This is a genomic window from Chryseobacterium lactis (assembly GCF_003815875.1).
GTDB classification, from domain to species: Bacteria; Bacteroidota; Bacteroidia; order Flavobacteriales; family Weeksellaceae; genus Chryseobacterium; species Chryseobacterium lactis.
Map to the genome: position 1 here is coordinate 3444497 of NZ_CP033924.1, position 25020 is coordinate 3469516.

The 25020-nt window shown below is 37.3% G+C and carries 22 protein-coding genes and 2 tRNA genes; 17 read left to right on the forward strand and 7 right to left on the reverse strand.

From position 1 onward, the window contains the following. Window positions 1-118: 118 nt before the first annotated feature. A complete protein-coding gene (locus EG342_RS15260; RefSeq protein ID WP_103293325.1) occupies window positions 119-1102 on the reverse strand; it encodes a helix-turn-helix transcriptional regulator in 984 nt (327 codons plus the stop codon). 246 nt (window positions 1103-1348) lie between these two features. On the opposite strand from EG342_RS15260, the gene EG342_RS15265 reads away from it, so the two are divergent. The 8 genes from EG342_RS15265 (at window position 1349) to EG342_RS15300 (ending at window position 10342) form a co-directional block, all read left to right on the forward strand. Next, window positions 1349-2170: a siderophore-interacting protein gene (locus EG342_RS15265; protein WP_103293324.1), complete on the forward strand. Its 822-nt coding sequence runs from the start codon at window positions 1349-1351 to the stop codon at window positions 2168-2170. Between the two features lie 100 nt (window positions 2171-2270). After that, window positions 2271-3014: a DUF6796 family protein gene (locus EG342_RS15270; RefSeq protein WP_103293323.1), complete on the forward strand. Its 744-nt coding sequence runs from the start codon at window positions 2271-2273 to the stop codon at window positions 3012-3014. Between the two features lie 233 nt (window positions 3015-3247). Next, window positions 3248-3844 (forward strand): TlpA family protein disulfide reductase, encoded by a 597-nt coding sequence (locus EG342_RS15275; protein ID WP_103293322.1) that lies wholly within the window; start codon window positions 3248-3250, stop codon window positions 3842-3844. A gap of 264 nt (window positions 3845-4108) precedes the next feature. After that, window positions 4109-4699 carry a hypothetical protein gene (locus EG342_RS15280; RefSeq protein WP_103293321.1) on the forward strand — a complete coding sequence of 197 codons (591 nt, stop codon included), beginning with the start codon at window positions 4109-4111 and terminating at the stop codon, window positions 4697-4699. Window positions 4700-4798: 99 nt separating this feature from the next. Then, window positions 4799-5359, forward strand: a complete 561-nt coding sequence (locus EG342_RS15285; RefSeq protein ID WP_103293320.1) for a Crp/Fnr family transcriptional regulator — start codon at window positions 4799-4801, stop codon at window positions 5357-5359. A 105-nt stretch (window positions 5360-5464) separates the two neighbouring features. Further along, the gene (locus EG342_RS15290; RefSeq protein ID WP_103293319.1) at window positions 5465-5854 is read left to right on the forward strand and encodes a RidA family protein; all 390 of its coding nucleotides are present in this window, start codon (window positions 5465-5467) and stop codon (window positions 5852-5854) included. Between the two features lie 71 nt (window positions 5855-5925). Next, window positions 5926-6714, forward strand: a complete 789-nt coding sequence (locus EG342_RS15295) for an SDR family oxidoreductase (RefSeq protein ID WP_103293318.1) — start codon at window positions 5926-5928, stop codon at window positions 6712-6714. A 142-nt stretch (window positions 6715-6856) separates the two neighbouring features. After that, window positions 6857-10342: a glycosyltransferase family 117 protein gene (locus EG342_RS15300; protein ID WP_103293317.1), complete on the forward strand. Its 3486-nt coding sequence runs from the start codon at window positions 6857-6859 to the stop codon at window positions 10340-10342. Window positions 10343-10431: 89 nt separating this feature from the next. Here EG342_RS15300 and EG342_RS15305 read toward each other — a convergent pair whose 3' ends face one another. The 6 genes from EG342_RS15305 to EG342_RS15330 all read right to left on the reverse strand — a co-directional run bounded on the left by EG342_RS15305 (window position 10432) and on the right by EG342_RS15330 (window position 15736). Continuing rightward, the gene (locus EG342_RS15305; protein ID WP_103293316.1) at window positions 10432-12675 is read right to left on the reverse strand and encodes a nitric-oxide reductase large subunit; all 2244 of its coding nucleotides are present in this window, start codon (window positions 12673-12675) and stop codon (window positions 10432-10434) included. 11 nt (window positions 12676-12686) lie between these two features. Then, the gene (gene ric, locus EG342_RS15310) at window positions 12687-13412 is read right to left on the reverse strand and encodes an iron-sulfur cluster repair di-iron protein (RefSeq protein ID WP_103293315.1); all 726 of its coding nucleotides are present in this window, start codon (window positions 13410-13412) and stop codon (window positions 12687-12689) included. 45 nt (window positions 13413-13457) lie between these two features. Beyond that, window positions 13458-13877 (reverse strand): c-type cytochrome, encoded by a 420-nt coding sequence (locus EG342_RS15315; protein ID WP_103293314.1) that lies wholly within the window; start codon window positions 13875-13877, stop codon window positions 13458-13460. An 11-nt stretch (window positions 13878-13888) separates the two neighbouring features. Then, a complete protein-coding gene (locus EG342_RS15320) occupies window positions 13889-14332 on the reverse strand; it encodes a hypothetical protein (RefSeq protein ID WP_103293313.1) in 444 nt (147 codons plus the stop codon). A gap of 55 nt (window positions 14333-14387) precedes the next feature. Beyond that, on the reverse strand, window positions 14388-14819 hold the full coding sequence (locus tag EG342_RS15325) for an RrF2 family transcriptional regulator (protein ID WP_103293312.1): 432 nt from the start codon (window positions 14817-14819) through the stop codon (window positions 14388-14390). Window positions 14820-14938: 119 nt separating this feature from the next. Then, the gene (locus tag EG342_RS15330; protein WP_103293311.1) at window positions 14939-15736 is read right to left on the reverse strand and encodes a helix-turn-helix domain-containing protein; all 798 of its coding nucleotides are present in this window, start codon (window positions 15734-15736) and stop codon (window positions 14939-14941) included. A gap of 132 nt (window positions 15737-15868) precedes the next feature. Here EG342_RS15330 and EG342_RS15335 point away from each other — a divergent pair, with 132 nt between their 5' ends. From EG342_RS15335 to EG342_RS15375, 9 genes are all read left to right on the forward strand, one after another. Beyond that, a complete protein-coding gene (locus tag EG342_RS15335; protein ID WP_103293310.1) occupies window positions 15869-17191 on the forward strand; it encodes a TolC family protein in 1323 nt (440 codons plus the stop codon). Window positions 17192-17195: 4 nt separating this feature from the next. Continuing rightward, window positions 17196-18260, forward strand: coding sequence for an HlyD family secretion protein (locus EG342_RS15340; protein WP_103293309.1), 1065 nt, complete (start codon window positions 17196-17198; stop codon window positions 18258-18260). Continuing rightward, the gene (locus tag EG342_RS15345) at window positions 18253-19845 is read left to right on the forward strand and encodes an efflux MFS transporter permease (RefSeq protein WP_103293308.1); all 1593 of its coding nucleotides are present in this window, start codon (window positions 18253-18255) and stop codon (window positions 19843-19845) included. Before EG342_RS15340 ends, EG342_RS15345 begins: the two co-directional genes overlap by 8 nt. Before the next feature lie 204 nt (window positions 19846-20049). Then, window positions 20050-20433 (forward strand): DJ-1/PfpI family protein, encoded by a 384-nt coding sequence (locus tag EG342_RS15350; RefSeq protein ID WP_260232377.1) that lies wholly within the window; start codon window positions 20050-20052, stop codon window positions 20431-20433. A gap of 351 nt (window positions 20434-20784) precedes the next feature. Beyond that, window positions 20785-20857: transfer RNA gene (locus tag EG342_RS15355), tRNA-Lys, on the forward strand. A 102-nt stretch (window positions 20858-20959) separates the two neighbouring features. Continuing rightward, the gene (locus EG342_RS15360; protein ID WP_103293306.1) at window positions 20960-21775 is read left to right on the forward strand and encodes a helix-turn-helix domain-containing protein; all 816 of its coding nucleotides are present in this window, start codon (window positions 20960-20962) and stop codon (window positions 21773-21775) included. Between the two features lie 174 nt (window positions 21776-21949). After that, window positions 21950-22651: a DAPG hydrolase family protein gene (locus tag EG342_RS15365; RefSeq protein ID WP_185126918.1), complete on the forward strand. Its 702-nt coding sequence runs from the start codon at window positions 21950-21952 to the stop codon at window positions 22649-22651. Window positions 22652-22965: 314 nt separating this feature from the next. After that, window positions 22966-23038, forward strand: a tRNA-Lys gene (locus EG342_RS15370). A 204-nt stretch (window positions 23039-23242) separates the two neighbouring features. Continuing rightward, the gene (locus EG342_RS15375; RefSeq protein ID WP_103293305.1) at window positions 23243-24988 is read left to right on the forward strand and encodes a CocE/NonD family hydrolase; all 1746 of its coding nucleotides are present in this window, start codon (window positions 23243-23245) and stop codon (window positions 24986-24988) included. The last annotated feature ends 32 nt before the right edge of the window (window positions 24989-25020 follow it).

The following is a 25020-nucleotide window of genomic DNA, read 5'->3' on the forward strand; positions in this document are numbered from 1 at the left end:
AATATTGTTTTATTGATCGCTATTTTAACAGTGTCTATAAAAAATAAATTATTTAAGCATTTTTGATAAATTTTATTCTTTTTCTGAACAATAGCACAAAAGTAGAAGATGTATAATGCTATTTATTGGCTATTTTGCTCGGCAATACATGGTATTTTCTTTTGAAAGCCGCCGAAAAATGCCTTGGATTTTTGTATCCGATGATATCCGAAATTTCGCTGATATTTAGGTCGCTGTCCAGGAGCATTCTTTTGGCCTGTTCCATTTTTATATCATTCCAGAATCCAAAAACAGTAGTTCCGAAAAGCTCTTTGAAGCCTTTCTTTAAAGTAAATTCATTGGTTCCCACCTGATGAGCAAGATCATTCAGAGAACAGTGGGTACTGAGATTATTGATGATATAATCTCTCACCGCATAGATCTTTTTCACATCTTTTTTTTGCAGAGAGGATGGGGAAGAGCTGTCATTAAAAAGTTGTTCCAGCTGAAGCAAAAGAAGCTCACTTACCTTCGCTTCAAGATAAATGCGTTTGAAAGTTCCTTTTCTGTCACAGTGGATAATGTCGTTGAGGATCTGATACATTTCCAGACTGATACGGTTGTGATCAGGCTGAATCAGGGATGAATTTTGTTTTTCAATTGCGTTTCTGAATTTTTCAAACAATCCCGATTGATCAGGAAGAAACTTTTTAAAAAACTCAGGAGCGAGATTGATTTCCAGAATATTCATATCCGGTCCGTCAAATTCCATTTTACCCTGCATATGGTGAGCATAGATGATATTGTGCTGATAGCTGTCAAATGCTACTGTTTTCTGGAAATTTCCTGAAGTGGCCATGCTTTTTCCTTTAAGGGCAAAATGCATTTCTACCGTATCAAAATCGCTCTCAAAATAAAGCTGTAACCGGTTGGTTAATACAATATTTCCGAAGCTGATATGTACATTGGTAAAACATATTTCATGATAAAAGCCATTCCCATAAGGGGGAACAAGCTGAGTAATACATTCCTGGATATCCCCGTCATCCTCATAATAGGTATTCGGATAACTCTTTTCCATCAGTACTTTTCCAAAGGTTTCATCGTATAGTCGTAATGTCATTTGTCTTGCTTTAGTTAGAATTTCCTTTTTGCGGACTTTTTATTCCGTCTTGCATACCCAAACTACTGAATGTACGCACTACTTTTGCACAAAGGTAATGATTATTTAGAATCATTCTTAATAATAATTGAGTTTGTTTTTCGTGGAAAATTCATCCAAAAAGCGATCAAAAATAACATACCCGTATAATTTGAATGAACAGAAGAGAAATGATAACAAGAAGATTTACTCACTAACAATCGTATTATGAAAAATTTTAAAGCCATAGAAACGGAACTTACGGTGACCAGAAAAGAATATATAACTCCACACTATATCAGAATTTTTCTGACCGGAGATCAGGTACCTTCAATAGCCAATACTACGGTGGGCGTTAACAATAAGATTCTGATTCCACCTAAAGGAGTCAATGCCATCCACTTTCCGGAATTTGATTATGATAAAATGGTTTGGAAGCCACAACCTGAAGAAACGCGTCCGAGCATAAGAACCTATACCCATCGGGGAATTGACCTTGAACAAAATGAAATCTGGATCGATTTTGTAGCTCACGGCGATGAAGGTCCTGCTTCTGCATGGGCCATTGAGTCAAAAGTGGGGGATCTGCTGGGCGTCTTGATGAAAGATGGGAAAACAGAACTTTATGGTAAAGCCGACAACTATCTTTTGGTAGCGGATGCTACAGGAATTCCTGTATTAGCAGCAATTTTAGAAGACCTTCCGGCTACAGCAAAAGGAATCTGTATTATTGAAGTTCATGGTAAAGAAGACGAACAGGACTTGCAGACCCTTGCAGACTTTGATTTCATTTGGTTACATAATCAGCACCCCCAAGAAGGAAGCAAACTTTCCGAAGTTGTGAAACAGCAAATACTACCGGAAGAATCACGTTCAGGATATGTAGCCGCAGAATTTTCTTCCGTCAAAGAGATCCGAAGCTATCTCAGAAAAGAAAAACAATGGAAACAGGAAGAGTTGTATGCCTATTCTTACTGGAAATCCGGGGTTGCAGAAGACAAATCTGCAGCAGACCGGCATAAAGAAAATGCAGAAATCGGAGCCGAATAAAATAATACTTAAGCCATTCTGGTATAATTTAAAAATCGAAGATATTTTACAAATCTGATACTAGATATACAATCAGATTGAAACATAATTATTACAAAAAATGAAATATTCAAATAAAATAAACTGGTCTTTTGCAGCAGCAATCGCAGTATCTGTATGTTGGTTGATCGGTGATATTTTTGTGGCCGGATTTGATCCGAACCCGGCTGATTATCCCTTATTTTCAAAAACATATGCCGATCAGGTAGATGTTGTATTTGCTACTTTGATGCTGGAAGGATCTACTCCAAGATTAATGTTTGGAGCATTAATCGGCGCTCTCACCGGTCCGTTGCTGCTTCCTGCCACCTGGCTGGTGTATCAGTTTTTTAAAGATACCCAAAAGTGGTATGCCATCTTTGTGTATTGGGTTTTATTGGCAGGAGCGGTTTTATCTCCTTTAGGTCATGCCGGATTCTTTTACGTAGGCGAGATTTATAAAGCGGTTTACCATACAGATCCTGCTTCCCATCCATACCTTTTAGAAACCGGAAAAAGTTTTATGAAAATGCTGAATATTGCCTGGGGAGCGGCCATTGGTGTTTTGGCCGTCGGCTGGATTTCATTTGCGGTTTGTATCCTGTTAAATAAAACTTTCCTTCCGAGATGGATGGCGGTAATGACACCTTTTGTGCTGACATTGCTGATCATTCCTTTAAAAGGCTTCTTACCGCTTCCTTATTCAGGATGGGTTGGTGGAGCGATATTCAATATTGCCTATTTACTATTTTTCAGTTCGTTACTATTCCTGTTCAGAAAAAGACTAAATAAAAGGGAGGTAATTTCTCAAACAGCATTACCATGATAAACTATAATATGTGACATCTTTAAAAACACTCAGTCGGAAAGTAAAAACTATCCTTAATTTATGCTAAAAGTGAGTGGAGAAGGGCTATTTTTTTCGGAAGAATTAGCACATGTGGAGGTAAGCCTTTAAATCTTTGGATTTAAAGGCTTTTTTCTCTTGAAAACCCTTTACCGGTTCTTTAGATCAGAATATTAGCCTTATATTGCTGTAATGAATTGTCAGAAAAGAGTATGGAGAATCTGAAAAAATGGATCAGAAGCAACTGGTCAACGCTGATCCTGGTGATCGTATTTATTATATTACTTGTCAGTCCCGATGCCAAAGCATGGCTGATGAGGCAGGTGGCCTCTACCGGATTTCTAAACTCCAGCATATCCGAACCAAAGACTAAAGAGAAAAATACAGAATCAGCAAGCTCCTATAATTTTACCCTGCAGAATGAAGAAGGAAAGATGATCAGTCTTTCAGAATTAAAAGGAAGAGTGGTCTTTATCAATTTTTGGGCATCATGGTGCCCTCCGTGTCGTGCGGAATTTCCATCTGTTCAACGTTTTTATGAAAAGTATCGCTCTAAGCCGGAAATTATTTTCCTGACAGTTAATCTCGACGATAATCCGGTATCAGGTAAAAAATATCTTACAGAAAAAGGCTTTACATTGCCATTTCTGATTCCTGCCGGCTCCATTCCGAAAGAAATCTATGACGGAACATTGCCAACTACCGTAGTATTGGATAAGCAGGGCGAAATAAGACTCCATCATAAAGGGTTGGCAGATTACAGCAAAGAATCTTTTTACAAACAGATTGATCAGCTTTTAAACCAGTAATTTCACAAAATGGTCGTTTTATGATGATATTTTTTAAAATATCCACCATTAAAGAAATTGAATCTGAGATTTTGAAAGAAAAAAGAACCCAGCAAAACTTTTCAAAGGCCATAGATTTTCCCTTTCCCGAAATACCACTCATCCTGACCTGGAAGAAAATTATCCCTTTTTAGTATAATTTTAAGTATTTAAAAGGTTGTAAGACCCGATAAAATGGCCTATTTTTGAGTCAAAGTACGTCTAATCAAACCATTGATATTACCTATGAATATAGAACAATTGAGGGAGAAAGCACAACCGCTGATCCGTAAGGTTTTACTTTTTGTATCTGCGCAAGATTCAGATGAAATACTAGCCTATGCTAGTGAAAATGAGTCGTTACGTTTTGTGGTAAAGCATGCAGACCAATGGATGGGATTGAAGGAAGATCATGATGAATTCAGTTTCAGCCCGGTTATGATAGAAACTGTCGATACAAGCAAATATATTCCATTAACTAAACGGGCAACAGAGGTATATCCGCCTTTTGAAACTTTAATGCATTACGGTGACGTGAAAATTCAAGCCTGGATTACTGAAAATGACGGTGATAAAGATGATTTATCCAGTTTGGCAGCCTTCGCACCGGATGAATACATTGATCTCTGGATGGATTCACATCCTATGTATTCCAATGATGAAATTTTTGCCTATGAAGGAGGTTGGGCAATGATCTGGCCTGAAGATGACGAGCCTATGCAATGGAATGAAGACCTGGATTTTCTTTTTCAAATCGGATTACAGGACGAACCTTTCATAGAAGTCTTCTATGAAAAGGAAAATGAAATTTATATCTGTATGGAACGCAATACATAATCAGCATGAATGTCATAGAAATAGAACAAAAAATATAATTTCCAATATTCGGGAATCCTTTTTGAGTATTCTTAATCAAAACTTTAATTATTCCGAACCTTGAACCAGTTAAGAACCCATATTGAAAAAATTATTCCCCTTGATGATGATGAATTTGAATTAATATCATCACATTTCACCTATAAAAAATATAAAAAGCATCAGTTTTTAATACAGGAAGGAGAATCGGTAGAATACAATTATTTTGTATTGAAAGGTCTTTTGAAGCTGGTCTATACTGATGAAGACGGAAAAGAACATATTGTCGGCTTTGCAATGGAAGACTGGTGGGAAACCGATTTTTCAGCTTATTACCTAAAGAAAAAAGCGACCATGTCTCTGGAATGTATGGAGGATACAGAGGTATTATGTCTTAAGCTGGAAGATTACCGGAAATTATGCGCTGCATTTCCCAAACTGGAACATTTCTTTCTTGAAAAAGCATATATGGGATTTATTTCGGCTCAGCAACGCATTATATCAACAATGACAACAGGAATAAAAGAAAGATATGAACAGCTTTTGGAAAAACATCCTTCTCTAATACAAAGAGTACCAAAATCACTTCTTGCAGCTTATTTAGGGGTTTCCCGGGAAACTTTAAGCAGGCTTTCGTTGTAAACTGTGATTTCCATCACTTCATAATGGTGATTCCGATCACATGAATTTAGGACATATGTTCTGCAATTTTGCAGGGTAAATGTTTAATAAAATTCAACGAAGACAATGGAAAAAAGAACAGTAAATCCGTGGAAATGGCAGGAAGAGCGAAGCTATTCCCAGGCTGTAGAAGTGAAAAATGCAGAAAGTACTTTGTACTGCTCAGGTCAGGCAGCCATCGATCCTGACGGAACATCCAGTGATAAGGATATGAAATCGCAGCTGGAACAGGCAATTGCCAACCTGGAAGAGGTTATTACTTTTGCAGGCTACCAATGCAGCGGAATAGTAAGGTTAAATATCTATACCACTTCTACCCGGGAGCTTTGGCCTCATTTTCCGATTCTCCAGGAGTGGATTACCAGACATCAGATTGAGCAGGCAGTTACGATGCTTGAAGTAACCGGCTTATTTGAAACCCTCACTGTAGAACTGGAAGCAACAGTAGTTAAATAATTTCAGCATAAAAACCTTCAAAATCTTTTTGAAGGTTTTTTCTTACATTTATACAAATCATTAGCAAGCATATGAACATTCAACTTTCTTCAAAAAACGCTTTAGTAGGAGCAGCCACTCAGGGAATAGGAGCAGGAATAGCCATTGAACTGGCAAAATGCGGAGCCAACGTTACCGTAATGGCCCGTAATGAAAGCAAACTGCAGAATATAGTATCTTCTTTGCCTGTTGTGAATGCCGATCAGAAACACCAATACCTGGTTGCCGATTTTTCTGATTTTGAAAATTATAAAGAAATTATAACGACCTTTTTTGCTACCCATTCCATCGATATTCTTGTGAATAATACCAATGGCCCGGAACCGGGACTGGCACAGGATAAAAAAGTAGAAGACTACCAAAAAGCCTTCGATCTGCTGTTTAAAACCGTTTGTGAAACCACCTTATTAGCTTTGCCTCATATGATCAGTCAGAAAAACGGCCGGATTATCAATGTTTCTTCATTGTCGGTGAAAGAACCTATCGGAAATCTGGCTCTTTCAAACTCGATCCGCTCAGCGGTCATTGCCTGGGCAAAGACATTATCAAACGAGGTGGCGCAACATCAGGTTACCATTAACAATATTCTTACAGGATATTTTGATACAGAAAGAATACAAAATCTGATCAACCACGAAGCCCAGCAAACCGGAAAGACCGAAGAAGAAATTAAAAAAGCCAGAGAAAATAAAATTCCAATGAAACGGCTGGGAAAACCCGAAGAATATGGGCATCTGGTTGCTTTTCTTGCCTCAGAATACTCAGCCTATCTTACAGGAACAAGTATTCCTTTGGATGGGGGATTGAATAATACATATTAAAAAATAAATCAATTGTTTTGACAAAAAATAATTGTCAGATTCTATATTTAAAAGATTTTTTCATATAAAAAAAGGTAATCTTTAAGTTTTCATGTAATAAACCCTTTCCATCAATTGTCTATTAATTATTGGAAAATAGTATATGAAAAACTGGTCTTTTAAAAAATGGAACACCGTATTGGGTTGGTTCCTTTTTGCTATTGCATTAATTACTTATCTCTCTACCATTGAGCATTCTCTGAGCTTTTGGGATTGTGGGGAATATATTTCATCAGCTGTAAAGCTTGAAGTAACACATGCTCCGGGGGCAGCTTTGTTCCAGATTATGGGAGCCGTGGCCAGTATTTTTGCATTGGGAAACGAACAGAATTATGCGATTGTTATCAATGCCATGTCAGCGTTATTCAGTGCATTGACGATTCTGTTTTTGTTTTGGACGATTACCCACTTTTTAAGAAGACTTTTACAAAAAGATTTTGAAGAAATAAACAAATCCCAACAGATCTCAATTCTATTCGCCGGGGTGATTGGAGCCTTGTGTTTTACTTTTTCAGACACATTCTGGTTTTCAGCAGTAGAAGGAGAGGTTTATTCTATGGCATCTATGTTTATTGCTTTGTTGGTGTGGCTCATTACCAAATGGGAAAACGAGTATAAAGCACCGGATAATGAACGGTGGATCATCCTGATTTTCTTTATTATCGGACTTTCCGTAGGGGTACATATGATGTGTATGCTGTCCATTCCGGCGGTGTGCCTGGTATATTATGCGAGAAATTATCAGTTTTCCTGGAAGAGTTTTGCCGCTGCTAATGTAATTACTCTGATCATTTTAGCATTTGTATTTAAACTTATTTTTCCTCTCGTTATGACCCTGTTTGGGAAACTGGAAATTTTCTTTGTCAACGGGCTTGGGCTTCCTTTCCATTCGGGGACCGTTGTTGCCTTTGTCTTAATGATTATACTAAGCTACTTCATCATTAAGTATACAAGAAAAGCAAAACGGAAGCTCTATCAGGTGATTGCTTTATCTCTCGTGTTTATGATGATTGGTTTTTCATGCTGGATGGTAATTCCGATCAGAGCCAATGCCAATCCTCCGATGAATCTTAATGATCCTGATACGGCAATCGGGATGAGAGATTATTACAACAGAGTTCAGTATGGAGACTGGCCAACTATCTACGGCCAAAATTACACCGCTTTTCTCGATGCGAAAGGAATTGAAAAAAATGAAGACGGAAGCTATAAAACAGAGAAAACCGGTGATATTTATGAGAAAGATGAGAAGAGCGGAAGGTATATAAAAACCGGAGACCGTTTCAATTATGTGTTTAGCAAATCTCAGATCAGTTTTATGCCCAGGATGTTCAATGAGGACAAAGACGTTATGGGTAATTATGTGGCAATGTATGGAGCGCCTGATTTCACATTTAATGATGCGAATGAAGAGGTGGCAGATAACCCGCAGGCAAAGCAGATTTATAATGAATTGAGGGCGAAATATGAAGACGATTCTATTACCGCTGCAGATTATCTCAAAGTAAAGCCTTATGATCTCATCAATGTGCAAAAACCATCTCTTGCCCAGAATATGGATTATTTTATCACATTCCAAAATGGCTACTACTTTGTAAGATATCTGATGTGGAACTTTGTTGGGAGACAGAATGATCTTCAGGGGTATATGGATAATACCCGTGGCAACTGGATTTCAGGATTTTCTTTCATTGATAATACATTGTGGGGAAATCAGGATCAAATGCCGGCCCAATTCAACAATGAAAGTACCGTAAAATTCTTCTTCCTTCCATTGATTTTAGGTTTGATTGGTTTCTTTTTCCAGTTAAATAAAGATTTTGGCCGTTTCTACGCACTTCTTTCATTATTCATTCTGACCAGCGTAGGAATTGTTTTTTACACAGGAGTGAAGCCATTTGAAGTGAGAGAAAGAGATTATGCAATGGTCGGCTCATTCTATGCTTTCGCCATTTGGATCGGATTAGGAGCCGGAGCTGTACTATGTTTTTTTCAATCTAAAATAAAGTCAGTTGTCAGCAATAGTATACTGGGAGTTGTATTGCTGGGTATTCCTTTCATGATGGGCTTTCAAAACTATACGTCTCATGATCGTAGTAAAAAGTCTGCAGCAAGGGATTATGCCTATTCATTCCTGAGATCTCTGCCTAAAAATGATATTATTTTCATTTATGGAGATAACGATACTTTTCCGGTCTGGGCGATTCAGGAAACGGAACAATTCAGGAGTGATGTTAAAACGGTTAATTTTACATTATTGGCCATGCCATGGAGTATTGATCAGGTAAAAAGAAGAACGTACAATGCGATGGGAATTCCGGGTCAGTTAACCCATGAAGACTACCGAGATAGCATCAATGACCAGGTATATCTGATGAAGAAAGAAGATTGGGAAGGGCTTTTTGCTATGTTGAAAGAGCAGGGTGCTCCTGAAACAGCTTTTCAGGAATTCAGAAAATTTCTTACCCAGGATTCATTAACCATGAAGGAAGCGATTGATTTTATTAAATTAAAATCTCCTGAAAAAGACGAACTTCTGAAAATGTATTTCGGGGAAGAAAAGTACGAAGGGTTTAATATTCTTCCGGTTAACAAATTTACTCTTCCGGTTAACAAAGAAAATGCCATAAAGTCGGGAATCATCAATCCTGCAGACCTTTCAAAGGCTGTAGATCAGATTACCATTACCTACAAAGGCAATACGCTTTTCAAAAATAACCTGATGATGCTTGATTTGCTGGCAAATTTTGATTGGAAACGCCCTATTAGCTTCTCCTCAGGAGGAATGTATGAAGGTGAAAATATCTTTTATCTGGATGAATATCTTCAGTTTGACGGTTTCAGCTACAGGCTGGTTCCTATTCACACGCCTCAGGCTCCGGATGGTGATAAAGGCAGGGTAGATGCAAATGGTCTATATCAGGTAGTGAAAAATTTCAGATGGGGGAATTTTAAAGATCTCGGTATTTATTATGATGAAACAGCGACTTCAAATATTTTGAGTTACAGAGTTTCGGTAAGCAGAGCTGTTTCGGCACTTGTGGCAAGTGGGCAAAAAGCGAAAGCACTGGAATTGCTGGATCTTGTTTCTAAAGAAATTCCTGTTGAAAAGTACAATGATCCACGGTCATTGAGTTCGATTGTTACCGGATATATTGTAGCAGGACAGGAAGAAAAAGGATTGAAACTGGCAGAAACACTTAAAAAGAAAATATTTGAAGAATATGATTATTATGCAAAACTTTCACCTTCTTTTCAACGGGCAGCACGCAAGCAGATGAGGCCAAAACCTATGGAATACGCTCTTGTGGTAGCAGCGGTTACAGATGCTTACAAAACACTGAACCAACATCAAAAAGCATATGCTTATCTCCTTAAATCTGTTGAGCCGATTGATCGGAAATTCAATATTTTTATAAAAGGACTTCACCAGATGGGTAAGGAAAAAGCAATAAAAGAGTCTGAAAATGTACAACAGATTGCCCCTTTTTACCAGTATCTGTTTGATGTAATGGAACCTTTTGATTCTACCTATTCTAAAAAGAAAGAAAATCAGATCACTACTGCCATAATAAAAGCGACACAATAACGACCTGAAAGTAAAATAAAAGTCTTTAAACATCATGTTTAAAGACTTTTATTCTTATAAATCCAGGAGATTTTAAATGATAAAACAGATTAACGTTTTTCTTTTAAAGACCAGCCAAACTTCAGACCGATAATAAAAATCACCAGTAACAGCTCACCGGCGGCCAGTAAAATATCTCCGGGAACTCTCATCCATCTTAGAAAATGCATGATGTCTGTCTGCATGAATTCTGCTGAGCGCGCGTACCAATATCCTTCTTTAATAGAAGCTACAGACTGCATAATTCCTATAGGAAGAAGACTGATGGTAACCATCACCAACAATCCGATATTCGTCAGCCAAAATGCCCAGCCTATGAGTTTATCATTCCATTGTCTGTCCGGATATAGGCCTCTTAACATAAACAACATTAATCCGATTCCCAGAATTCCGTATACGCCAAACAGAGCAGCGTGGCCATGAACGGCAGTTGTATTTAAACCTTGAATATAATACAGCGCAATGGGTGGATTAATTGCAAATCCGAAAATCCCTGCCCCGAGAAAGTTCCAGAAGCACATGGCAATGAAACAATAGATCGGCCATTTATAGGCTTGAATCCACCGGGTGGATTTACTAAGCTGGTAGTTTTGATATGCTTCATATCCGATTAAAACAAGTGGTACAATTTCCAGCGCACTGAAAGTCGCTCCCAAAGCCAATACTGCAGTTGGAGTAGCACTGAAGTACAAATGGTGGAAAGTCCCTAAAATACCTCCTGCAAGGAAAATAATGGTAGAGAATAAAACCGCATTGGTGGCTGATTTTAACCGTAATAAACCTAGTCGTGTAAACAGAAATGCAGCTACCACAGTGGCAAAAACTTCAAAGAACCCCTCTACCCAAAGATGAACCACCCACCATCGCCAGTATTCAGCAATAGCCATATGGGTTTGTCTTCCATACATCAATCCTGCACCATAGAATAAGGCAATTGCTACAGAAGAAAGAGTGAATAACAGGAGTAAATGGCGGTCGCCATCCTTACGTCGTAAAGCAGGAAGAAGTGCTCTCACCATTAAAACTAACCACAGAATCAACCCGATGAGTAATAGAATTTGCCATATTCTTCCCAGTTCCACATATTCGTATCCCTGGTGTCCCCACAGGAAATTATCCACTAACCCTAATTTCTGCATGACACCCAGCCATTGTCCGGTTAAAGATCCTAATACAACAATTAATAGAGCTCCGAATAATATATTAACTCCAAGTTTCTGATATTTGGGTTCGTGTCCTGAAACTGCCGGGGCAATATAAAGGCCTGTAGCCAGCCATGACGTGGCAATCCAGAATATGGCCAATTGTACGTGCCAGCTTCTGGAAACCGATTGTGGAAGAAACTCATCCAGAGGAATTCCATAGAATCCACTTCCTTCTACACCGTAATGAGCTGTGACAACTCCTGCAAGCATCTGAACCAGAATTAATAGTGCCACCACCCAGATGTATTTTAAAGTAGCTCTCATCGAAGGGGTAGGGCTCATATTCCGGAGAGGGTCTTCGTGAGGAAGTTCTTCACTGATTTCCTCTTCTTTATTTCTTGCGTGATAAAATACCAGAAGACCAATACAGGCAAGAAGCAGTAATATACTGAAGCCGGACCATAAATGCAGTGATGGAGGAGGAACATTCCCCACAGATTCGTCATGAGGCCAGTTGTTGGTGTAGGTAACCTTTTCTCCGGGCCGTTCCGTGATGCATACCCATGTACTCCATGCCAAAAAAGCATTCATTTTTGCCATTCTTCCTGAATCTTTAATCGTATTCTTCGGGATTGCATATTGATCACGCAAGCGGGCCATGGAAGGATCATTCATAAATAATCTGGAATAATAAAGAGCCAGTTGCTCTTGTGTCTTTGCTCTTTCAGAAGAAAAAACAATTTCATTTTTATTCCTGTCATAGGTATTGATACGAAGTTCTTTTTTCAGCAATACCTGGTATTTTGCCTGTTCATCATCCGGAAGGTTTTTATAGATTTTTCCATCCTTTTTTGCCAATTCATCCAGTAAAATAAGTGATTCCCGGTGGAGATAATCTGCAGTCCAATCCGGTGCAATATAGGCACCATGTCCCCAAATGCTTCCTACTGTTTGTCCTCCGATAGACTGCCAGACATTTTGGCCGTCCCTGATATCTTGTCCGGTAGCAAGTGTTCTTCCGGTCGTAGTCGTTATTTTATCAGGAATTGGAGGTATATTTCTGTAAATTTCATTTCCGTAAAATAGTAATACCGCAAATGAAGCGATCATGACTATAGCAAGCCATTTCCAAAGTTTTTTAGGAGTCATTCCGGTCAGTTTTAAGGATTAACAGCAAATTCTTTTTCCAGTCGGATTGCTTTGGGGAAAAGAATATTATTTTCCAGGTGAATATGGGTATGCAGGTTGTTTTCAAAATCCTGTAACATGGCGAAAGCTACTTTGTATGTGTTGCAGGCATCTGCGGGAGGAGTGTATTCGCCGGTGATTTCGGCAATTCTTCTGAAGCGGTCTCCTTCCACAGTATGGTCATGCTCCATCATATGAACCGGATTTTCTACAGTTCCGAAAACAGCTTGTGGAAGCGCTTGACCTGATATTCTGGCTTTAACCATATTCCTTACAAAGGGAAACAGGATGAGTTCTTCTTTTTTCATATGAGCTGCCAGATCATGAGCAGACTCATTAAACAAAGTATTGATTTCAAACAATTCAGGATGCCTGTTGCCGTGAACTTTGCATAATTTATCAAGAAAAGCCTGTAAAACCAGAGTTTTTTCTTCTACATACCGGTGATGTGTTTTTTCAATATAATCGGTCAGAAGATCCAGTGGCCAACTGTTGAAATCAATGGAGGATCCTTCATTTCCCGGAAGGGATTCCAGCTCCTCATAGATCTTTTCAGGGCTTAGCTTTTTATTGCTGCATGCTTCTTCTATGGTTCGTCCTCCTTTGCAGCAGAAATCGATTCCATGTTTTTTAAAGATAGCTGCTGTTCTGAAGTCTTCTGCTACCATATTTCCGATAAAGTCTGTTTTTGTGTTCATAATATAATACCTTTTTATCTTTTATTATTTTAAAAATTTTTCTTGTTATTTTAGGGAAAGAATATACTTAACCATTTGTTTTGCATGGTCTTTACTAAGTCCTTCATGAGGGGTCATCGGGATGTCTCCCCAATTTCCTTTTCCGCCTTCAATAATTTTCTGAGCCAGCTGGTCAATATCTGCATCGGTATATTTTTTAGCAACTTCCTGATAAGAAGGTCCGATGAGTTTTGCATCTATCTTATGGCAGGCAAGACAGTCGGCTCCTTCAATCAGTTGTAATCCTTCATTACCGGAAGTGTTAGCAGAAACAACAGGAGCGGGGATTTCTGCAGGCGCTTGAGTTGATTGTTCTGTGACGGGCACCGGTATAGGGATTGGCGTTGTTTCATTTTTGTTGGAACAAGACCATAGGATTACTGAAGAACTCAGAATGATAATAGTATGTATACATCGTATTTTCATAATAGATTGATTTAAATTGCTTTTTTAAACTGGAAAAAAATGGCAGCTGTTATCATAATAGCCTTTGTTATCTCTGCATCAATAAAATAATCATGCAGTGGAGTAGGAGACAGAGATTTCCCTGATAACAACAGATCAACGCGTTCATCTAAAACCGGAAGCATCCAGAACTTTTCTAAAAGGAGAATGAAAATCAAAATGCTAATGATTGAAAAATCGACCTTGGTATAGACGCTGCGACTCATCAGCATGGAAATGACAATCAAAATCAAAAGTATTGCCTGTATATTGGTTGAAATTGCGAACATCAGTTTTCCTAATTCTAAGGCAACAGGAAGTGTCATTCCCTGCACCTGAAACTTCATGGGTGTTTCCAAAAAACTGACCGTCATAAACATTCCTGCCATTACACAGAAAAGTGCTAATACAATTGGATTTTTGACATATAATTTCATTTTTTTCTAATTTAATACATTAAGACCTTTTTATCTTTTATTAAATAAAATTTTTTTAATTCTTAAGATAGGTTACACTTAAATCAAGATCATCGACGAATGCTTGTATTTTAGAAGTTTCAAGCATGATGCGAAGATTTTGTCTGATACTTTTAAACTGATCATGAAGGGGACACGGATGCGTTTCAGAGCATTGCTCAAGTCCAAGACCACATCCTGTGAAGAGTTTGTCGCCGTCAATTTCTTTAACAATATCGGCAATGCTTACGTCCCGGTTTTTCTGATCCATATAAAATCCCCCGTTGGGACCTTTGGCAGATTGTACAAATCCTTTTCTGCTTAAATCCTGCAAAATTTTAGCGATAAAATGTTCCGGCGAATTGATGCTTTTAGAAATGTCTTTAATCCCAACTCTTCCCTCATTTTTAGACTGCTGGGCGATGTAGATTAAAGCTCTTAAGGCGTATTCGCAAGTTTTGGAAAACATTTTTTATCAATTTTACAGGACAAAGATATAAACTTATTTTAAATAAAAGATAAAAAAGTCTTTTATTTTTATGGAGGTTGATAAAGATCAGGGAAAGAAGGGTTCCAGGGCATCCGGTATTAAAAAGCTTTATTACTTTTTCTAAGATCAGAGGGTCTGGATTGAGTAAATTCGTGAAATGTATCACTGAAGGCACTGATCGAGCTATAGCCTACATCGTCTGCTATTTCATTGATCGGTTTATCGGTATTTAACAAAAGTTCGATGGCTTTAATAATTCTCAATGTTTTCAGATATTGAAGAAAAGAAATATCCATATCAGCCTTGAATAGCCGTGACATAGACCGCTCACTCAGGCCGAATCTGGTGCTTACATTTGTCAGCGTATGTTTTTCACCAATATTCTGTTCCAAATGAGATACTATTTTCATCATCTGTTTGTTATGGGTAGACGGAAGAATAATCGGGAGAGGTTGTTTGTGTGTTTTAGGCAGTATTTTTTTTAAAGCCATTAAAAATTCAAAATTTTCATCTTTGGCAGTCACATGCTTTTCATCCCATATTTCGGTGTACTTGATCATTTGAATCAATAATTCTGAAGCCGGGTAAATTCCGAGTTTACCATAAAAGGGATCGGTTTCATCATCGTACGCGTAAAAATAAAGGGACCGTAAAACGGTTGCAGAATGTCCTATTTCTAAAATATGCTCCATCCCCTGAGGAATCCAGAAAAAGTGTCTGGCGGGTACCACATAGGTTCTGTTATTGATGGTAATATAAGCGATACCGCCTTCTACATAACTCAGCTGGCCTTTGGTATGCTTATGAAAAGGAATCAGTTTTTCTGATTTCTCGTGCATTACAAATACACTTTTATCATGTTTGTCGATATCCGGAAGTGCAGCAATTAATCCCATGAAAAAAAATAAATAGTATAGAAATGCAAATATAATCATTTGGCCGGAATCATGTAAAACTTGACTATTTTAGATAAAAATATTCAGGGAATTGCAGAGTAAATTTGCACTGCAATAATTCGAAAAATCCCGATGAAAATTTATCTTACCGGATTGCTGATGCTGGGGACTTCCTGCATTATATCAGCTCAGACAGGCAATCCAGCACATGATACGCTGCGTCTCTCTCTTAAGGACGCCTGGCAAAGAGCTGAAGAAAACAGCCGTCATATCAAAATCAACACAATTAACGTAGACATTGCTGAAGCCGAAGTAAAAGATGCCAAAAGAGAACGGCTTCCCGAAATAGGAGTGAAAGGATCTGTGGAAAAGGCCTCCAATATTCCCATTTACGAAAACGGAATATTTTCAAAGCCTTCTCAACATGAAGTGATCCATACTCTTTACAGAGCAGGAGCCGATTTTTATCTGAATATTTATAACGGAAACAAACTGAATCTCAAAATCAAAGAGAATCAGACGTTACAGAAAGTGAAAGAAATCAGGAAAGAACAATCAATTTCTGATATTCACTACAAAACAGCGGCACTTTATCTTGAACTCCAGAAGACTTTAATTTTTAAGAATCTGATACAACAGGATATTGCCGATCAAAAGGTGCAACTTAAAGAAATACAGGCTCTTTATAAAAATGGTGTAGTTTTAAAAAGTGATGTATTAAGAATAGAACTGGAATTATCAAAACGTAAAATGACCTTGACTACCATTGAAAATGATATTCTTATTGCAATGCAGAAATTGAATATTATTTTAGGCGTTCCTGATGAACAGGTGATTATTCCTGAAGCTCCATCCGGTCAGTGGAATGAAAATACAACATATGCAGAATATTTAACATTGGCATTAGATCATTCATTTGATTTCCATGTTTCAGAACAGCAGACTAAATTAAGTAAGATTAAACTTAAGCAGGTAAAAGCCAATGTAAGCCCTAAAATAGGAATGTACGGAGAGTTTTATTATGCCAACCCACAGATTTTTCTGTATCCGTATAACCCGTATTGGTATTCGTTGGGAATAGTAGGTGTTAAAGCATCTTTTTCCATATCATCCCTTTATCACAATACTCAAAAAGTAAAGGCTGCGGCTTTGGAATTTGAAAAAGAAGAAGAGGTTCATAAAGATACGGAAGACAAAGTAAGGCAACAGGTGAAAGAAGCTTACCTGAGATATGAAGAAGCGCTCGAACAGATCAAGGTTGCGGAAACCAATGTGACCCAGGCTACGGAGAATGCAAGAATCATAAAAAATACTTATTTCAATCAAACCTCATTGATTACCGAACTGCTGGATGCTGATATACAGCTCCTTCAAACCAAATTCGAGCTGGAAGCTGCAAAGATAATGGCACAAAACAATTATTATTTACTACAAAATATTACAGGCACTTTATAATACAATGAAAAAAAAATATACCCCTACCGATAGATTGATCACAAAGATTACAGGATGGATTTCAGTTCTTATTGTAGCCGCACTTGTTGTTTGGGGCGGTTTTACCCTTAAAAATTATTATCGTTATGAACAAACCAATGATGCTCAGGTTCAGGAATACGTAAACCCCGTTATTTCAAGAGCCGGTGGATTCATTGTTGCCGTAAAATTTGAAGAAAACCAGGAAGTTAAAAAAGGAGATACTCTTTTATTGATCGACAACCGTGAATATGTTCTTCAACAAAAACAAACCCAGGCAGCACTTCAGAAAGCCCGTGCACAACTGAAAGTATTGGAAAGCAATACAGGGACTACGGCAAAAGAAGCCGCTTCAGCTCAGGCTCAGGTAGATGCCAGCAAGGCAAAAGTGTGGAAACAGCAACTTGATTATAACAGATATGAAAAATTGTATAATGAAGAATCTGCAACAAAGCAACGATTGGAGGATGTGAAAGCCACATTGGACGTCAATGAAAGTGAGTATAAATCTTCTCAGGATAATTATGCCGCTTCTGTATCAAAAATTAATGATATTCAGGCAGAGAAAACAGTGGTAGCAGCAGAAATTTCCAGACTGGAAGCTTTATTAGACCGACATAAGCTGGATGTAAGCTACACGGCAGTTGTTGCAGCTTATGACGGTAGAATGGGGAGACGAACCGTAGAAGTGGGACAAATGATTGATGCCGGAGAAACACTTGCCTTTATTGTCAATAACGAAACTGATAAATGGGTAGTGGCCAATTACAAGGAAACTCAAATTAAGGAGATGCATATTGGAGATCAGGTGAAAATTGTTGCTGATTCTTATCCTGATAAAGAATTTCGGGGTACTATTATTTCTCTTTCGCCGGCCACGGGCTCAAGCTTTTCCCTTTTACCTCCTGATAATTCAACAGGAAATTACGTGAAAATTGTACAGCGTATTCCTGTAAGAATCAGATTAGACGGAAAAAGAAAAGATATTGATATCCTGAAGCTGGGAATGAATGTCAATGTGTACGCTAATAAAAAGCATTCTAATGGCTAATAGAAAAATGCCTTTTTTTAAAAGCTGGGCTCCCGAATGGTTAGTCAAGATCATTCTTTTCGCTATGACATTGCCCGGGATTATTATTTTCTTTCTACCGTTAGCAAATGTGAATGCAGCAGCAGGGTACTATGGATGTGAGCCCGCTGATATTCAGTTTTCTGTGGCTTTGTTTTATGCAGGATATGTAGGATTTTACAGTCTGGAAAGACGGTTTTTCAGTTTTCTGGCTGCTAAGGAATATTTTCTGTTATTTACTACGTTACAGATAGTAGCTTGCCTGATCTGTTATTTTACTCAGGAAATTTATATTCTTTTCCCGGTACGTTTTATCCAGGGAATGTTATTTGCAGGAAATGTGAACCTTTCTCTTAGCCAGATATTTACCAGACTGAACAGTGAAAGAGGACGGGAGATCAGTTTTTCAGTATTCTTCGGAATTCTGATTTGTGCAACTCCTTTCAATAACCTGATTACGGCAGATCTTATTGATTCATATAATTTTAATATTGTTTATAAGACTGCCATATTTTCATATCTGCCCGGACTTGTTTTCCTGACTCTTATGATGAGTAATTATAGAACCGGTGCAAGATTCCATTTGTATAAACTGGATTGGCAAAGTTTTGCAGTTTTTAGTACAATGCTGGTTTTGATCGGATATATCATGATTTTCGGCCAGGAATATTATTGGCTGGAAGACTACCGGATTATGGGAAGTGTCATAGGAATTATTGTTTTAACAGCAATATCTGTATTTCGTCAGAATGCGATTAAAAGGCCTTATATCGACCTTCGGGTTTTTAAATACCGAAACTTTAAAGTTGGTTTGTTGATTCTTTTTGTCATGTATATCTGTCGGTTTGCTTCCGGAATTACCAACAACTTTTTTGCAACGGAGCTGCATCTTGACCCGTTTTATATTTCCTATATTAATATTTTTAATCTTTGTGGGCTTGTAGTGGGAGTTATTATTGCTTGTTGTATGGTGCTTCAGAAAAAGAGAATCCAATATATCTGGGGTCCTGGTTTTCTGATGTTGCTGCTATTTCATGCATTAATGTACTATTCATTTGATGTTCAGGCCGATGAATTCAATTATTATATTCCCTTATTTCTTCAGGGATTGGGAGTGGGGTTAATTATGGTTCCTACCATTATCTACATTATATCTTCAGTTCCTGCTTATATCGGCCCTTCTGCCGCTGCAACGGCACTTGCGGTAAGATATCTTGGATTCTGTGCGAGTATTGCATTAATCAATTATTTTGAACTTTTCGAAAAAAGCCGTCACTATAATGCTTTTCAGGATCATTTGAGTGCTGTAGATCCTGCAGTTAAAAATTTTTTACATCGGCAGACAGGTAAACTTACTGCAAAAGGAATGCTTGAAGATCATGCTGTAAAAGCTTCTCAAAAACTATTAATTGGAAAAGTTAATATTCAGAATCATGTGCGTTTTGCTATGGATTATTATGAGATGATGGTATGGCTACTAGCCGGTGTTTTACTGTTAATTTTCATTTTTCCTTATTTAAACCGAACCGCACTGTACTTAAAATCCAGAAGATTATCTCCAGCATAGGATGGAATGGATAGGTAAACTTTGTTTTTAAACTAAAAAGAGTGTAGCTGGTTCAGCTAATTTTATAGTTAGAGTGGTTAGAGACTGTCTGGTAAAGGCAGTCTCTTTCATTGTGGTCAAGCCAGAAATTTCGTAAAAGCCAATGTAATATAGCCGGGCAGCTATCATTGCTATGCCGTTATAATTACCTCTCCAAAACCTGATATAATCGTAATTCCGGGAACCAACCCTGATCAGGTGATGCAATATCTTACTGATGATGATTTCCAGAATAAGGTATTGAATTGGGTAAAAGAGCATAGTAATAATGGGACGGTTATTTTTACGGTGTGTACTGGAAGCATGCTTTTATCCCAAACAGGAATACTTGATCATTATGATATTACCACCCATAGTATGCTGCTGGATGCATTGGAACAACATAATCCTGCAAGTAGTGTTAAAAGAGGTGTACGCTATGTTGACGAAGGACAGTTGATTACAACGGCAGGGATTACAGCAGGAATTGACGCTGCTCTTTATCTTGTAGGAAAGCATCAGGGACAAGAAGTGGTAGAAACCATTATTGAGCTCTTCGAATATCAATAATTTGAAAAATGTGAAGGTTAATATTTATGATTGTTAGTGGGGTTGGTTTCGGCGGCTGAAAGCCGCCGAAACCTATTTTAAATATACTCTTGATTAAATTCCATAAAATAGCTGATGTATACAGTTGATCTCTGTAAATATTCTGTAAGGATGAGAAAAGCAGGGGTGTGACCAAAATTCATTTAATACATGGAAAAAAAATATTTAATGTAAATATTTTATAAACAAGCGTTTAAGAAAATAGATGAAAATTTTAGAGTAAAAATCTTCGAAAAAGTTTGGATTTAAAAGGGATTTGTATATCTTTGCAGCCTCTTAAACAAAGGGATTTACTTGAAAAAGTAAGTGGCCGACTCGGTAGCTCAGCTGGTAGAGCAATACACTTTTAATGTATGGGTCCTGGGTTCGAATCCCAGCCGGGTCACAAGCAAAAGAGCTATCAAAATTTGATAGCTCTTTTTTAGTTATGTATCTTAAAACAGGAGTATTGTATATTTGTGTGTTTTCATAAAAATTGACCCGGCATATGAAATTTATCCACCCCATTGATTCTTCAAAATTTATTTTTTCTGAGTTATCCAATTTGCCAGACAATTATCTTCTGAATCCCCAACGCGCCGACTTTTTCGAAATGATCTGGATAATAAATTATGAAGGAGAAACCTCAAAGGATAGCGATGGAAGTCATTATATATACCTGATCCCGCCTTATCGCTTTACAAAACTGAATCTGGAGGGTCAAAAAGGCTGTGTCATTGCTTTTAAAAGAGAGTATCTGGAAGAGGATAATAAAGAATATGCATTAGACGTTTTCAATCTTTTCAATATGCATGGGCAATATACCGGTTTCGGATTGGATAATGAAACAACTGAAACGTTGCAATACCTGAGACTATTGATCGATAAAGAATATCATAATCCAATGGGAACTTATCTGGTTTTAAAATCGTTATTGAAAGTTTTTCTTTTGAACCTGATCCGGATGAGCCAAAATTATTTTTTGTATCAGGATATCAATCAAAAGCGGGTCTATCAGTTTATCATGTTGATGGATGAATACTATAAATCGGAACGGAAAGCAGATTTTTATTCTTCAAAAATGGGAATCAGTGAAAAGAGGATCAATCAGATTCTTAAGGAAAAAATGAATAAGACACTGACCCAACTGCTGCATGAAAGACTAACTGTTGAAGCCACAAGAATGTTGATGACCGATGAACTGACCATAAAGGAAATTGCTTTTAACTTAAATTTTGATGATCCGGCTTATTTTTCCCGATTCTATAAAAAGCAAACAGGACAATCACCCGAAGATTTTAAAAATCATCATGTGAATCCATAAAACTTAGAACTTTACATTTCAATGTAATAACATTTCCAAATTGTACAACTGGATTAGGAGATTGTACAAGTAAACTTATTGTGGTCTCATCTAACTTTGTCCTAAGACTGAAGGAAGATTATTTCTCAGGAATAAAACTCCAGTCGAAAAATTCACACATAAAATAAGTTAATTATGGAATTGACAAAAGAAATTGAAAAGCTGATGTTTAAGGATATAGACACTCTTTTATCTCCTAAACCAATAGCTCTTGAGGCTGGTATCAAAAGATTGGATAATGGAATGCTGCACGTTGCGATGAGAAATGTTCTGCATAATTGCAAGGGCAGAATGCTGGATTGGTGGTTTACCTATTTTGAAACAACGGCAGATTTAAAGCTATGGCATCCGCACGATCATGTTGAACATGGCGGCTGGGATGATCAATGGATTAAACATAAAAATTATATCGGAGCGACCATCCATGCTACAGAATCACTGGGGAATATTCCTCCTGTATCTGCTACGATCAAATTCCATGCTCCGGCTGAAATTTTTAATCCTGATCTTTTAAAAGAATCTTATGCGAATGGAAATGTGAGTGCGGTCGTTTATGGCAGAATTGGTTTTGGAGAGAATACGCCTACAGATATCAATGGTGATCCTATAGATGGGTATATGATACATGTTGCCCGGGATACTACCCAGGGATGTACATTAAGAAGCCATTTTTTTCTTGGTGCACTAACTGCAAATACAGATCATCAACTACCGGACGAAATTGGTTTTGGCTTGATGGAACATTGCTACAGTGAGTTTACCTATCTCTCGCAAGCTCTTCCTTCGTTGTACTACGCAGAAAATAAAAGAGGAGACAAAGCGCCGCTTCTCTGGTGATTTTTTCAAATTAGTATTAATTTTAATAAATGAGAGTCAAAACTTATGGCGGGTAACCATTTTTTTATTCTAAAATAATAAAGTACAACTTAAACGGTATGCGAAGGTTTTTCGTACCGTTTAAGTTGTAAATAATTTCATAAACAGATACTTAAGAAAATTTGGATTAATGTGATCCATTCCTGCGTTTAGTTTTTTGAAAATTAATATGGAATTTTTCGCATAAAAAGTGCGAAAAAACTTGGAGTTAAAAGAAAAATTTCTATCTTTGCAGTCCCTTAAACAAAGGGATTTACTTGAAAAAGTACTTGGCCGACTCGGTAGCTCAGCTGGTAGAGCAATACACTTTTAATGTATGGGTCCTGGGTTCGAATCCCAGCCGGGTCACTTATCGGGACAAATCTACAAAAGCTAGATTTGTCCCTTTTTTTTTGCTCCTTAATTTGTTGTTATTCTGATAGATAAGATGGACTACTGAGTAAATATTTCCGATCAGAATATCATTTTAAATATTTTGCTCCATTATATGTAATAAATTGGGGATATAATTGTCTTATAACAAATAGCTGTTAATCAAAATTATCCGTTTTTATGAGTTACAAAACAATTTTTATTTTGTTGTTTATTATATTGGCTGTGATTAATGTTAATGCTCAAAAGACATTATCTCTAAGTCTCGGTAATAAAGATGATGATTACGATATTCAGGATAGCATTATGATCAGAACTCGTGATGGCGCTTTGCTCTCTGCTATTGCTGTTCATAAGAAAGGTGATACAAGACCTAAACCTGTTATACTGCAATTTACCATTTATGTTCGTGATAAAGACAGGGATTTAGAATCGCTTAAAGATGCTGTAGATAGAGATTATATTGGTGTGATTGCTTATACAAGAGGTAAAAGATACAGCCCCAATGAAATATATCCATATGAAACCGATGGAAACGATACCTACGATGTTATTGACTGGATTAGTAAACAACCCTGGTGTAATGGAAGTGTCGGAATGTACGGAGGAAGTTATAATGGATTTACACAATGGGCTGCTACCAAGAAAGTTCACCCTGCACTGAAAACTATTGTTCCCTATGTTGCTAACCGACCTGGAATGGGACTGCCTATGGAAAATAACATTTTTATCAACCCAAATTATGAATGGTCTTTTTATGTTGGCAACAACAAATATCTGGATACAGAAACCGGTAACAATAGAAACCGGTTCAGAACTATGATGTTTAAATGGTGGGAATCCGGAGCAGCCTATACAAAAATGGACAGTATTGATGGAGCGTCCAACAGATTGTTTCAACGCTGGATAAACCATCCTGATTTTGATGATTACTGGCAAAAGATGGCTCCCTATAAAGAAGATTTTGCTCAGATAAGAATTCCAGTTTTGGCTTTTGATGGTTATTATAATGATTCCCAAAATTCAAGCCTATACTATTTACGGGAACTTAACAAATATAGTCCGGAGACCCCAGTATATCTGGTGATTGGACCTTATGGACATTTTGGGACTCAGATCGGAGGTGAAGAGTTGATCAATGGATATAAAATAGATCCCGTGGCCCGATTTAATATCAAAGACTATACTTATCAATGGTTTAATTTCATATTAAAAAGTGGTAAAAAACCTAATTTTTTAAGAGATAAAATTAATTATCAGATTATAGGTACAGACCAATGGAGTAGTGCCTCCTCTTTAGATGCCATGCACAATACATATCTGAAATTCTATTTGAGCAAAAAGAAATCGGGTAAATTCTATTCTTTAAGCTCTCATCCATCGAAAAACTCAGAATATTTTAAACAAGAGGTTGATTTTTCCGACCGAAAGAGCATGAATAACAATTATTATCCGGACCCAATTGTTCGAGACAATATTGATGATAATGGTTTTATTTTTGTAACTGAACCCTTTAAAGAGCCTTTTCTTATTAATGGCTCCTTTCTTGGACAAATCAATTTAATCTGTAATAAAAAAGATCTTGATATAGGTGTCACGTTATATGAAGTTACTACGGAGGGTAAATATTTTCACTTGTCTTATTATATTGGTCGCGCAAGCTATGCAAAAGACCCCACCAATCGCGCTCTACTGAACCCTGGAAAAAAAGAAACAATACCTTTTTCAAATACCCACCTGATAAGCAAGCAACTCCAAAAAGGAAGCAGGCTGGCTATTGTACTTAATGTTAATAAAAATCCTTTTTCTCAGCTTAATTATGGAACAGGTAAAGAGGTTAGTGAGGAAACAATTCTTGATGGCAGGGAACCTTTGAACATCAAATGGTTTAACGACAGTTTTATTGAAATCCCTATTTTAAAATAAAAATATTTTAAAGCAGAACTTATTAAAGTCAA